12 protein-coding genes are annotated in these 11,785 nt (G+C 67.1%); 3 read left to right on the forward strand and 9 right to left on the reverse strand.

Translation table 11 applies throughout. The annotated features are described in order from the left end of the window. The 6 genes from VE25_RS17120 to VE25_RS17145 all read right to left on the reverse strand — a co-directional run. Positions 1 to 660 (reverse strand): N5-glutamine methyltransferase family protein (locus VE25_RS17120; protein ID WP_342019249.1); only part of this gene is annotated, 660 nt, incomplete at its 3' end. Beyond that, positions 657 to 1,733, reverse strand: coding sequence for a peptide chain release factor 1 (prfA, locus tag VE25_RS17125; protein WP_046109875.1), 1,077 nt, complete (start codon positions 1,731 to 1,733; stop codon positions 657 to 659). The genes VE25_RS17120 and prfA, both read right to left, overlap by 4 nt. A gap of 187 nt (positions 1,734 to 1,920) precedes the next feature. Then, on the reverse strand, positions 1,921 to 4,185 hold the full coding sequence (gene ptsP, locus VE25_RS17130) for a phosphoenolpyruvate--protein phosphotransferase (RefSeq protein ID WP_046109876.1): 2,265 nt from the start codon (positions 4,183 to 4,185) through the stop codon (positions 1,921 to 1,923). A gap of 64 nt (positions 4,186 to 4,249) precedes the next feature. Continuing rightward, the gene (locus VE25_RS17135) at positions 4,250 to 5,515 is read right to left on the reverse strand and encodes an aspartate kinase (protein WP_046109877.1); all 1,266 of its coding nucleotides are present in this window, start codon (positions 5,513 to 5,515) and stop codon (positions 4,250 to 4,252) included. A gap of 122 nt (positions 5,516 to 5,637) precedes the next feature. After that, the gene (locus VE25_RS23195; protein WP_201776110.1) at positions 5,638 to 5,790 is read right to left on the reverse strand and encodes a BrnA antitoxin family protein; all 153 of its coding nucleotides are present in this window, start codon (positions 5,788 to 5,790) and stop codon (positions 5,638 to 5,640) included. Between the two features lie 55 nt (positions 5,791 to 5,845). Beyond that, positions 5,846 to 6,160, reverse strand: coding sequence for a BrnT family toxin (locus VE25_RS17145; protein ID WP_046109879.1), 315 nt, complete (start codon positions 6,158 to 6,160; stop codon positions 5,846 to 5,848). A 116-nt stretch (positions 6,161 to 6,276) separates the two neighbouring features. Here VE25_RS17145 and ubiG point away from each other — a divergent pair, with 116 nt between their 5' ends. Continuing rightward, a complete protein-coding gene (ubiG, locus tag VE25_RS17150; RefSeq protein ID WP_083989021.1) occupies positions 6,277 to 7,017 on the forward strand; it encodes a bifunctional 2-polyprenyl-6-hydroxyphenol methylase/3-demethylubiquinol 3-O-methyltransferase UbiG in 741 nt (246 codons plus the stop codon). A 149-nt stretch (positions 7,018 to 7,166) separates the two neighbouring features. On the opposite strand, the gene VE25_RS17155 is transcribed toward ubiG, so the two are convergent. Further along, positions 7,167 to 8,243 (reverse strand): lysine-2,3-aminomutase-like protein, encoded by a 1,077-nt coding sequence (locus VE25_RS17155; RefSeq protein WP_046109880.1) that lies wholly within the window; start codon positions 8,241 to 8,243, stop codon positions 7,167 to 7,169. After that, the gene (epmA, locus tag VE25_RS17160) at positions 8,240 to 9,310 is read right to left on the reverse strand and encodes an EF-P lysine aminoacylase EpmA (RefSeq protein WP_244466969.1); all 1,071 of its coding nucleotides are present in this window, start codon (positions 9,308 to 9,310) and stop codon (positions 8,240 to 8,242) included. Before epmA ends, VE25_RS17155 begins: the two co-directional genes overlap by 4 nt. Positions 9,311 to 9,449: 139 nt before the next feature. On the opposite strand from epmA, the gene efp reads away from it, so the two are divergent. Further along, the gene (gene efp / locus VE25_RS17165) at positions 9,450 to 10,019 is read left to right on the forward strand and encodes an elongation factor P (protein WP_046109882.1); all 570 of its coding nucleotides are present in this window, start codon (positions 9,450 to 9,452) and stop codon (positions 10,017 to 10,019) included. Positions 10,020 to 10,200: 181 nt separating this feature from the next. On the opposite strand, the gene VE25_RS17170 is transcribed toward efp, so the two are convergent. Beyond that, the gene (locus VE25_RS17170; protein ID WP_046109883.1) at positions 10,201 to 10,575 is read right to left on the reverse strand and encodes a hypothetical protein; all 375 of its coding nucleotides are present in this window, start codon (positions 10,573 to 10,575) and stop codon (positions 10,201 to 10,203) included. A 153-nt stretch (positions 10,576 to 10,728) separates the two neighbouring features. Here VE25_RS17170 and VE25_RS17175 point away from each other — a divergent pair, with 153 nt between their 5' ends. Beyond that, entirely contained in the window at positions 10,729 to 11,247 is a 519-nt protein-coding gene (locus tag VE25_RS17175; RefSeq protein ID WP_052732054.1) for a hypothetical protein, read from the forward strand. Positions 11,248 to 11,785 lie beyond the last annotated feature (538 nt).

Here is an 11,785-nt window from a genome sequence, read left to right on the forward strand (position 1 = left end):
CTCCAGGGGGGGGGGCTTCGGCTCCTCGGCTTTCGCGCTTACGTGGGAGAGCCCCGATTCAATCCCCTCCCCCTGGAGGGGAGGGCTAGGGTGGGGGGAAGTCGCAGCAGATACCGAACTCAACGGCTCGAACCACGATCCTTCGAGTAGTACCATCCGCTCCGCCACGCCATGCCGCCGCGCGTTCTCCCGCGCCGCCTCCAGCGCCCGGGGGCTGAGGTCGGTCGCGACAGCCGTTGCCGCCGGGGCGTTGACGAGGATCGCGATCGGAATGCAGCCGGTACCTGTCCCTAGATCGAGGACGCGCGGCGCGGGCTCGCCCTTCAGCCAGTCGAGCGCCTTGTCGACGAGGAGCTCGGTCTCCGGGCGCGGCACGAGAGTCGCCTCGTTGAGGGCGAAGGCGAGGCCGTAGAACTCCTTCTCGCCGAAAATGCGGGCGATGGGTTCGCCGGCGAGGCGCCGCGCCACCAGTGCGTCGAGAGCGGCAAGCCCTTGCGCATCTGCCGGGCGGGCCTCGTCCGTCGCGAGCGCGAGGCGGGTGAGCCCAAAGGCGTTTTCAGCCAGAAGCCGCGCATCGAGGGCAGGATTGTCGATCCCCGCGCGGGCCAATCGGTCGCGGGCGGCGCGCCAGGCTTGCCCCAGCGTCAGGCCCGCACTCAGTTGCCCGCCTCCATGGCGGCGAGCTGGGCCGCCTGCGCCTCGGTGATCAGCGCCTCGATGATCTCGTCGAGCGCCTCGCCCTCCATCACCTTGTCGAGCTTGTAGAGCGTCAGGTTGATGCGGTGGTCGGTGACCCGCCCCTGCGGGAAATTGTAGGTGCGGATGCGCTCGGACCGGTCGCCGGACCCGACCTGCGCCGAACGCGCCTCGGCCCGCGCCGAATCGCGCGCCTCGCGCTGCTGGTCGTAGAGGCGGGCGCGCAGCACCTGCATGGCCATGGCCCGGTTCTGGTGCTGGCTCTTCAAGGCCGAGGTCACGATGATGCCGGTCGGCAGGTGGGTGATGCGCACCGCCGAGTCGGTGGTGTTGACGTGCTGGCCGCCGGCGCCGGAGGCGCGCATGGTGTCGATGCGGATGTCTTCCGCCTTGATCTCGATGTCGATGTCCTCGACCTCGGGCAGCACCGCGACCGTCGCCGCCGAGGTGTGGATGCGCCCCGAGCCTTCCGTCTCGGGCACGCGCTGCACCCGGTGCACGCCCGATTCGAACTTCATGCGCGCATAGACGCCCTTGCCGGCAATGTTGGCGATGATCTCCTTGAAGCCCCCGACTTCGCCGGGGCTTTCCTCCATCACCGTCACCTTCCAGCCGCGATGCGCCGCATAGCGCTCGTACATGCGAAAGAGATCGCCGGCAAACAGCGCCGCCTCGTCGCCGCCGGTGCCGCCGCGGATTTCGAGGATGATCGACTTCTCGTCCGCCTCGTCCTTGGGCAGCAGCAGGATGCGGATCTCGCCGATGAGCTTCTCAATCCGCTCCTCGAGCTCCTCGATCTCGGCCTCGGCCATCTCGCGCATCTCGGCATCGCCCGATGCGGCGAGCTCGCGTGCGTCGGCAAGGTCCTTGAGGGCCTTCTTGTAAGCCGTGATCGGCGCGACGATCGGCGCGAGCTCGGCGTGCTCCTTACTGAGCCTGACGAACTCGTCGGGCGCCGCGCCGCCCGAAAGCGCCGCTTCCACATACTGGAAGCGGGTCTCGAGCGCGTCGAGCTTGTCCTGGGGGAGAGCGGCCATTGATACGTCCTGGTGCGCCTTACTCGTACTGCGTGTCGGCCCGCACTTACCCCCCTCCCATCCTCCCCCGCAAGGGGGGAGGTGTCGTTCCGTTCTTTTGGCGAGATGTTCTCACATGCACGATGCAGCACCTCCCCCCTTGCGGGGGAGGATGGGAGGGGGTGTGTCGTGGACAACGGCGCCGTCGTCAAACGGGCAGGTTCTGCCGGTCGACCCAGTCCTTGAGCAGATGGCGGATCGGCACGCCTTCGGACCCGTCGCTCATGGCGGCGGCGACGGAGCGCTTGATCGGCTCGAGATCGAGGTTGAGGATCAGCTCCTTGATCGGCCCGATGGAGGCCGGCCCCATCGAGAGCCGCGTCATGCCGATGGACATCAGCGCCAGCGCCTCGATGGGGCGGCCGGCAAGTTCGCCGCACATGGTGATCGGCACGTTGTAGCGCCTGGCCGCATCGACGACGAGCTTGATGGCCCGCAGCCGCGGCAGCGCTATGGGGTCATAGGACGTCGAGACGCGCGGGTTGGCCCGGTCGGCGGCGGTGAGGAACTGCACCAGGTCATTCGAGCCGATGGAGACGAAATCGGCTTCGGGCAAGAGCTGGTCGAGCTCGAAGAGGAGCGAAGGCACCTCGACCATGGCGCCGAGCTCCAGCTGCACCGGCAGCGGCTCACCCGAGCGCTTCAGCCGCTCGAGCTCGCGGCGGATGACGAGCTTGGTCTGCTGGAACTCGAAGGTTTCCGTGACCATCGGCACCAGGATCTTGAGCGGGCGCCCGCGCGCGGCGAGCAGCAGGGCGCGCACCTGCGTCCTCAGCAGTCCCGGCCGGTCGAGCCCGAGGCGGATCGAGCGGTAGCCCATGGCCGGGTTCTCCTCGGCCATGGAGCGCAGGTAAGGCACCACCTTGTCGCCGCCGATGTCGAGGAGGCGGAAGACGATCGGCCGGTCGCCGGCCAGCCGCATCGCCTCGGAATAGAGGTCGACCTGCTCCTGCAAGCGCGGCAGGCGCGAGGCGATCATGAACTGCAATTCGGTGCGGAAGAGCCCGACGCCGGCCGCGCCCGTATCCTCGAGCATCGGCAGGTCGGCGACGAGCCCGGAATTATGCAGGAGCGTGATCTCGACGCCGTCGCGGGTGATCGGCGGCCTGTCCTTCAGCGCCGCATAGTGCGCGCGCCGGCGCGCGCTGACCCGCACCTTGTCGATATAGGTCTGCTCGACGTCCGGGGTCGGGCGCAGGTGCACGCTGCCGGCGGGGCCGTCGATGATGATGTCGTCGCCGGTCTCGCACATGGAGACGATGGAATCGGCCTGCCCCACCGCCACGAGCCCGAGCGAGCGCGCGACGATCGCCACATGCGAGGTGGTGCCGCCCTCCTCCAGCACGAGGCCGCGCAGCTTCGTGCGGTCGTATTCGAGCAGCTCGGCCGGCCCCATGTTGCGGGCGACGATGATGGCGTTGTCCGGCAGGTTGCGCCCGATGCCCTGGTGGTCGCCGGTCAGCATGCGCAGCAGCCGGTTGGCCAGATCGTCGAGATCGTGCAGGCGCTCGCGGATATAGGGGTCGGTCTGGCGCAGCATGCGGGCGCGGGTGTCGTTCTGCACCCGCTCGACCGCCGCTTCGGCGGTGAGGCCGTTGTCGATGGCCTCCGTCAGCCGGTGCACCCAGCCGCGATCGTGCGCGAACATGCGATAGGTCTCGAGGATCTCGCGATGGTCGGTCGAAGGCTGCATGTCGCCATGGTCGAGCATGGCGTCGATCCCGACGCGCAGTTTCTCGAGCGCGGTGTCGAGCCGGACCTTCTCCTGCTCGACGTCCTCGGCGATGAAGTTGGAGACGACGACGCGCGGGTCGTGCAGCACCACGGTGCCGAGCGCGATGCCGTCGGTGAGGCTGACGCCGCTGAACATGCGCGGACGTCTGAGGTCGATGTCCGAACCCGGCTTGATGAGGTTGTCGAAATCGGAGGTCGCGATCATCTCGGCAAGGATCGTCGCCGTCGTCAGAAGCGCCTCGGTCTCGTCCTCGCCATAGTGCCGCCGCTCGGCATTCTGCACGACGAGGACGCCGAGCGTCTGGCCCGAGCGCAGCACCGGCACGCCGAGAAAGGCGTTGTAGCGCTCCTCGCCGGTCTCGGGACGGTAGGCGAAGGCCGGGTGCGAGGGCGCATCCTCGAGACTCAGCGGTTCGGCCTCGGCGGCGATGACGCCGACAAGGCCTTCGCCCAGCCGCAGCGTCGTCATGTGCACCGCTTCCGGATCGAGGCCTTTGGTCGCGAAGAGCTCGAGCGCGCCGTCGTCGCGCAGCACGTAGAACGAGCAGACGTCCGCCCGCATGTTGTCGGCGATGACGTTGACGATCTTGTCGAGGCGTTCCTGGCTGGCCAGGGGCTCCGCCATGGTCTCGCGCAGTTGCCGCAGCAGCACGCGAGGTCCGCCTATTGTGGTGGCCATCTGTTCCCGGCGGCCCGCTTGCCGCCCCCCGCATCCCGGGCGCGGCCGTGCAACGGGCCTTGGCTCAGGAGTCCTTCTTGTCCAGACCGTAATACGTATGGAGCGCGCGAACCGCAAGCTCGGCATATTCGTCGTCGATGAGGACCGAGGTCTTGATTTCCGACGTGGTGATGAGCTGGATGTTGATGCCCTTGTCGGCCAGCGCCTTGAACATCGAGGAGGCAACGCCCGCATGGCTGCGCATGCCGACGCCCACCACCGAGATCTTGGCGCCGCCCTTCGAGCCCGAGAGGCGGGCAAAGGAGATGTGGTCGCGCGCGCCCTCCACGGTCTTGATCGCCTTGTCGTACTCGGCGTCGGGAACGGTGAAGGTGATATCGGTGGTGCCGCCGTCCTCCGAGATGTTCTGGACGATCATGTCGACGACGATGTTCTGGTCGGCGAGCGCCCCGAAGACCGAGGCGGCGACCCCCGGCTTGTCCTTGACGCCGCGCAGCGTGATCTTGGCCTCGCCACGCGCCAGCGTGATGCCCGAAACGATCTGCTTTTCCATGATCTCATCCTCATCGCACACGAGCGTGCCGGGTATGCCGGGCGTGCCGTCCGGCGCAATCTGGGGCGCACTGGGGTCGTCGAACGTGGAGCGCACCACCAGCCGCACCTTGTGGGCCATCGCCATCTCGACCGAGCGGATCATCAGCACCTTGGCCCCGAGCGAGGCCATCTCCAGCATCTCCTCGAACGAGATCTTGGAGAGGCGCCGGGCGCGCGGAACGATGCGCGGATCGGTGGTGTAGACGCCGTCGACGTCCGTATAGATGTCGCACCGGTCGGCGCCGACGGCGGCCGCGACCGCCACTGCGCTCGTATCCGACCCGCCGCGCCCGAGCGTCGTGATGCGCCCGTTGGGCGCGATGCCCTGGAAGCCGGTGATGACCGGCACCCAGCCGGCCTTCATGCGCTTGTCGAGCTCGGTCGGATCAATCCCGGTGATGCGCGCCGCCCCATGGGCGTCGTCGGTATGGATCGGCACCTGCCAGCCGGCGAAGGAGCGCGACTCGATGCCCATCTGCGACAGGACGATCGCCATGAGACCGGCGGTCACCTGCTCGCCCGAAGCGACGACGGCATCGTATTCGCGCGCGTCATGAAAGGGCGAAGCCTCGTTGACCCAGGCGACGAGCTCGTTGGTCTTGCCGGCCATGGCCGAAACGACCACCGCCACCTCGTTGCCCGCCTCGACCTCGCGCTTGACGTGAGCAGCCGCCTGACGGATGCGTTCGACCGTGGCGACGGAAGTTCCGCCGAACTTGACGACGATACGGGCCATGAGTGTCCCCGGCAGGGCGCCGGTTGGAATGCCGGCGGCAAGGCTTCTGTTTCGGGCGCTGGCAATGCCACAAGCGGCCGGGCATGGCAAGCCGGCGACGCGGCATGCTCAGTCCGGGAAACTCACTTAGCCTTGCCTTGAGTGTGGGCGCGCACATAGGCCTTCAGCACATTCTGCATGCGCGTAATATGCCCCTTACCCTGAGACTTGAAGAAATCGAAGACCTCGGGTTCGAGCTTCAAATGAACTGAGGTGGGCGCGTGATGGTCGATCATCTTTGCCTCATCCCAAAATCCCGGAGGAAGCTCCTCCCCAGCCTTGGGCTCTCGATCAGTGATCAATTCGCCCCTTGCCTTCATCGCTTTGATTTCTTCGAGGGAAGCGCGCTTCATAGATTTTCCGCTCATCCCGTCCACCTCTCCACGCCGATATCAGGCGTATTCTCTCATCGCGCTGTGTGTGGACCACCACGAAGCACTCACCACTCGCCATCCCGATCGAAATGAGACGCTCTTCTCCGTAGTCCCACCGATCGTCCACACGCGACGTATAGTCGCCTTCAAAGATCAGAGCCGCTTCCAATAGGTCAACGCCGTGCTTCTTCAGGTTGCCCCGACGCTTGTTTTCGTCCCATTCGAAGTCCATTCTGCCAACTCCTTAGGAGGCATCACCATGGCTATAAGTCATCGGCTTAGCTCCTAGGGCGGCACAATTGCCAAATTTGTACACCTGCTGTGTACACTACGCAATAGGTAGCTTCTGTGACCACCACCATCAACACCGACGAGATCGCCAAGTTCACGGCCATGGCCGAGGAGTGGTGGGACCCCAAGGGCAAGTTCAAGCCGCTGCACAAGTTCCAGCCGGTGCGGCTGGGCTATATCCGCGAGCACCTTCTCACCCATTTCGGCCGCGATCCCAATGCGATGCGCCCCTTCGAGGGGCTTAGCGTGATCGACGTCGGCTGCGGCGGGGGCCTCCTCTGCGAGCCCCTGGCCAGGCTCGGCGCGACGGTCACCGGGATCGACGCGGCCGAGCGCAATATAAAAATCGCCAGCCTCCACGCCGAACAGTCGGGCCTTGCCATCGACTATCGCGCGACGACGAGCGAAGCGCTGGCGGCGACCGGCGCGCGTTTCGACGTGGTGCTCAACATGGAAGTGGTCGAGCATGTCGACAACGTGCCGCTCTATATGAAGAGCTGCGCCGACCTCGTCGCGCCCGGCGGCCTCATGTTCACCGCCACCCTCAACCGCACCATGCGCGCCTATGCGCTCGCCATCGTCGGGGCCGAATACGTGCTGCGCTGGCTGCCCAGGGGCACCCACGACTGGAAGAAGTTCCTCACCCCCGAGGAGATCGAGACGCTCCTGAAACGCTTCGGCATGAAGCCCGTCGACGAGACCGGCGTCGTCTACCACCCGCTCGGCGACGAGTGGCGCAAGTCGCCGGACATGGGGGTGAACTACATGATCCTCGCCGAGAAGCCGAAGGCGAACTAGGGCGGCTGTGCCGCAGAAGTAGCCACTTTCCACCGGGTCATCCCCGCGAAAGCGGGGACCTCTGTTTACAAGCCCTGGCAACCGCAAACGGAGGTTCCCGCTTTCGCGGGAATGACCCGGTGGTTGGGAGTAGATCGGATCACACGCGATCAGGTCTTTTCATCGAGTCCGGTTTTTTCCCTCGGCGGATAGGCGTGCTCCTCGCCGCGGTAGTCGGCGACGGAATAGCACCCCTCCTCCATCGGCCGGACGGCGGACAGGCCGATATCGGCCTTGCCGTGGCCGCCGGGGATGTCGAGCACATAGGCCGGCTGGCAGAGCCCGGAGATACGGCCACGCAGCCCCGCGACCAGCGCCTGCCCCTCGGCGATCGAGAGGCGGAAGTGGCTGGTGCCCGGCGCCAGGTCCGGATGGTGCAGGTAGTAGGGCTTGACCCGCGTCTCGACGAAGGCCCGCATCAATTCGGCGAGCGTCTGCGGATCGTCGTTGACGCCCTTCAGGAGCACCGACTGACTGACCATGGCGATGCCGTTGTCGACCAGGCGCGCGCAGGCGGCGCGGGCGGCGGGGGTCAGCTCGCGCGGATGGTTGGCGTGGAGCGCCACGTACACGGCCTTGCCGCAGGATTTGAGCGCACGAACCAGCGCCTCGTCGACCCGCTCCGGCTCGACCACCGGCACGCGCGTGTGGAAGCGCACGACTTTGACATGGGGGATGGCGGCGAGCCGCGCCATCAGCTCGCCGAGGCGCCGGGCCGACAGCACCAGCGGATCGCCGCCGGTGAGGATCACCTCCCAGATTTCGGCGTGGGAGGCGATGTAGTTGAAGGCCGCGTCGAGCGCTTGGCCCGAGAGCGTGCCGAGGCCGGCCGGCCCCACCATCTCGCGCCGGAAGCAGAAGCGGCAATAGACCGGGCAGACATGCACCGCCTTCAGCAGCACGCGATCGGGGTAACGGTGGACGATGCCTTCGACGGGCGAATGGGCAAGGTCGCCGATCGGATCGGCGCGCTCTTCGGGCAGGATCGTGAGCTCCGCTTCGCTGGGCACGAACTGGCGGGCGATGGGATCATCGGGATCGGCAGGATCGATGAGCTCCACCATCGCCGGCGTGACGGCGACGGCATAGCGCGACGCGACCTCGGCGAGGCCCGCAAGCCGCTCGGGTGGAACGAGGCCCGCAGCCATCAGCTCCTCCGGGGATTTCAGGGAGCGATGGACGTTCATGCCCCCGCCTCCGCCACCGGCACCCAGACGACCTGCTCGATGCGGGTGGCGCCCGTCGCCAGCATCACCAGCCGGTCGAAGCCCATGGCGATGCCGCTCGCCGGCGGCATGACGGCGAGGGCTGCGAGGAAGTCCTCGTCGAGCGGGTAGCGCTCGTTGTAGAGCCGCTCCTTCTCGGCCATTTCGGCCAGGAACCGCGCCCGCTGCTCTGCCGGGTCGGTCAGTTCCCCGAAGCCATTGGCGAGCTCGATGCCAGAGGCGTAGACCTCGAACCGCTCGGCGACGCGATCGTCGTCCGCGGCCCTGCGGGCCAGCGCCGCCTCGGCCGCCGGATAGCGGTCGAGGATGGTGATGCGGCCCGACCCCAAATGCGGCTCGACCCTTTCGGTGAGGATCAGGGTGAAGAGATAGGACCAGTCGAGCTCGGCCGGAACGGCGATTCCTGCCGCCTTCATCTGGCCGGCGAGAGCGGCGGAGTCGGTTGCTCCATCCGTGCCGATGGTCGCGAGCAGATCGATGCCGGCATATCGCACAAAAGCCTCGGCGACGCTCAGCCGCTCCGGCTCCGCCTGCGGATCGCAGTCGCGGCCCTTCCAGCGGAAAGCCGTCGTGCCCGCCGTTTGCGCGGCAAGGCGGATCATGGCGATGCAATCCTCCATCACCGCCTCGTAGGGTGCGCCGGCCCGATACCACTCGAGCATGGTGAACTCGGGGTGATGCAGGGCCCCGCGCTCGCGGTTGCGCCAGACATGACCGAGGCTGGCGATGCGCGTCTCCCCGGCCGCCAGGAGCTTTTTCATCGAGAATTCGGGCGAGGTGTGGAGATAGTAGGGGTGCCCCACCCCGTCATTGCCGATTGTCGTGGTGGCGAAGGCATGCAGGTGCACCTCGTTGCCCGGCGAGCGCTGCAGGCCGGGCGGATCGACCATGAGGAAATCGTGCCCGGCAAGGTAGCCGCGCAGCGCCGCCTCGATGCGGTTGCGCATGATGAGCGCCGGCCGCCGGTCGGCATGGACCGAGGGCGTCCACCACGGCGAGGCTGGCGGTGAGCGGAAACTGGCGGACACGGGGGGCGGCTCGGGTCTTTCGGGACTGGCGGTTTTCGGCAAAGTGCGCTATCGGGGCGACCCAATACGCAATCGAGCGCGTCCGGCCGGCCTCGGCGCTGATGTAAGCCGGCGCCGGCGCGCGAACAAGGAAGAATTCATGGTCAAGGTCATCGCCTCATCCCTGCGCAAGGGCAATGTCGTCGAGCAGGACGGCAAGCTTTACGTGGTTCTCTTTGCCGAGAACGTCCATCCCGGCAAAGGCAACTCCGTGACCAATGTCGACATGCGCCGCATCTCGGACGGGGTGAAGGTCACCGAGCGCTGGCGCACCACCGAGCAGGTCGAGCGCGCCGAGGTCGACGACCGCGAATACACCTTCCTCTACGAGGATGCCGAGGGCTTCCACTTTATGAACCCCGAGAACTACGAGCAGCTCGTGGTCTCGGCCGACGTCGTCGGCGACCAGAAGCCGTACCTGCAGGAGAGCATGAACCTGATGCTCTCGACCTACAACGGCGTCGCCATCGCCCTCGAGCTGCCGCAGCGCGTGACGCTCGAGGTGGTCGACACCGAGCCGGTGGTCAAGGGCCAGACGGCCGCCTCCTCCTACAAGCCCGCCGTGCTCGAGAACGGCGTCAAGACCATGGTGCCCCCGCATATCGGAGCGGGCACGCGCATCGTGGTGCTGACGGCCGACAACTCCTACGTCGAGCGCGCCAAGGACTGATATAGAGGGCGCCGACTTCGGCACCATCTCGTTACTCCTCCCGGTCATCCCCGCGAAAGCGGGGACCTCCGTTTGGCTTGACCGACGGCACGAAACAGAGGTTCCCGCTTTCGCGGGAATGACCCGGCGGTGGTCGGCGCGGAGGTGCAATCCCCCTCGTCGAGCCGATACAACCTCTCTATCAGTGCACGTGCATCAGGTCCGATTTCGGCACGCTCAGCACCAGCCGGTCGCCGTCGGCGCGGGCGATCTGGTCGGGCGTGATGTAGCGGTCGCCCGCAAAGAGCCCCTCGGCGTCGATGCGCACGAACCCCTCGCGCAAGAGCTTTTCCTTGAGTTCATCGGACAGGCCGTCCTCGCCGGCAAAGGCCCGCGCCATGATGCTAACGAGGTCGTCGTCGCGCTCGCGGTCCATCGGATGGACGTCGTTCTGCTCGAGGCCCGGGGTCGCCGGGTCCTCGTCGCTGAACTTGAAATCCTCGACGGTGCCGATCTCGGCATTGGTGCTGTCGAAGACCTTCATGCCCACATGCAGGGTTTCGGGCAGGGCGTGCATGGTGTTCCTCCTCGTTCTGGCGGACGGCGGGTGCCGCCCTCGTCTGCACGCAGGAACGGGAAACGGCCCCGCCGCGTTCCCGTCGCACCCGCGGCTGGCGTTCACGCCCGTGTCGGGTAAGATCGCGCACCCCGTCCTCCGAGGAGAAGCCTCATGCCCAGCCCGACGCGTTGCCTGCCTCCGCTCGTCCTTGCCGCCGCCCTCATGTTTGCCGGCCCCGCCGGCGCCCAGGGCGAGGCCGATTTCGCCGCCCAGTTCAACGGAGAATTTACCGGCGGCGGCGCGGTGCGCACCGAAGCCAGCGGCAACCCGTGGAACGTCAGCTGCGACATGACCGGGCAGGCCTCGGACGCCGCCCTCTCCTTCAACGGCCGCTGCCGGGCCGCGCTCATCGTCTCGCGCCGGGTCGGCGCCGAGATCCGGATCGACGGCAACGGGCGTTACACCGGCACCTATATCGGCTCGACCATCGGGCCGGCCGCCCTTTCCGGACGCCGCTCGGGCAACACGGTGACGCTCGAAGTCACCTGGCCGGCGCCGGTCAACGGCGACACCTCGGCGACGATGACCATCACCGCCACCGGCAACGGCTTCCACTTCGCGGTCGATGACCTGGCCGAACCCGGCGGACCGAGCGTGCGCATGACCGACATCACCATGAACCGTCGCTGACGGCGTCGATCCCTTCTCCCCCGGTCGGGCAGCACGAAACGCCGCCCGGCCTTTCAGCTTGCGGTTCCTCCTCAAGTCTCCCGCTTGCGGCGGGCTAACGGCGCGGGGCGAACGTCGGCCTCGAACCTATCGATATGAAGAACGGGAGGCTTTCGCCCGCCCCGCGCATCCGGATGGTGGGTCTTTGCCGGTTGGATTACCGCCAGGGGCCTTCCGACCTGCCTTGACCCGCCAGGCCCACTCACGAGCCAGCCCCCCGTAGCTGGGGGTGACGGGCGCGGGGGCGGATGGCTACGTAGCCGCCTCCCGGCAAAACAGATGCGGAGGTAAGCCGCCCGGCTCGCTCCGGCTCGGGACCCTGCAGGGCGACCCCCGCTGACCCGGACCCTCCCGCCGGCGTTTCGTCGACACCGCGTCGTGCGGGAGGTGGGAGTGAGTATGAGCCTGCCACAAGCTGCGGGGATAAGTTCCCGCTTTCTCTGCCGGATCAATGGGTTGGGCACTGCCTCCCCTCCCCCTTGAGGGGAGGGGTCGGGGG

The organism is Devosia geojensis (assembly GCF_000969415.1).
GTDB classification, from domain to species: domain Bacteria; phylum Pseudomonadota; class Alphaproteobacteria; order Rhizobiales; family Devosiaceae; genus Devosia; species Devosia geojensis.

Bases quoted from the DNA above. Each gene is read 5' to 3' on its own strand.
- prfA (WP_046109875.1), bottom strand. From the start codon at position 1,733: ATGGCCGCTCTCCCCCAGGACAAGCTCGACGCGCTCGAGACCCGCTTC.
- ptsP (WP_046109876.1), bottom strand. From the start codon at position 4,185: ATGGCCACCACAATAGGCGGACCTCGCGTGCTGCTGCGGCAACTGCGC.
- VE25_RS17135 (WP_046109877.1), bottom strand. From the start codon at position 5,515: ATGGCCCGTATCGTCGTCAAGTTCGGCGGAACTTCCGTCGCCACGGTC.
- VE25_RS23195 (WP_201776110.1), bottom strand. From the start codon at position 5,790: ATGATCGACCATCACGCGCCCACCTCAGTTCATTTGAAGCTCGAACCC.
- VE25_RS17145 (WP_046109879.1), bottom strand. From the start codon at position 6,160: ATGGACTTCGAATGGGACGAAAACAAGCGTCGGGGCAACCTGAAGAAG.
- VE25_RS17155 (WP_046109880.1), bottom strand. From the start codon at position 8,243: ATGAACGTCCATCGCTCCCTGAAATCCCCGGAGGAGCTGATGGCTGCG.
- efp (WP_046109882.1), top strand. From the start codon at position 9,450: ATGGTCAAGGTCATCGCCTCATCCCTGCGCAAGGGCAATGTCGTCGAG.
- VE25_RS17170 (WP_046109883.1), bottom strand. From the start codon at position 10,575: ATGCACGCCCTGCCCGAAACCCTGCATGTGGGCATGAAGGTCTTCGAC.
- VE25_RS17175 (WP_052732054.1), top strand. From the start codon at position 10,729: ATGCCCAGCCCGACGCGTTGCCTGCCTCCGCTCGTCCTTGCCGCCGCC.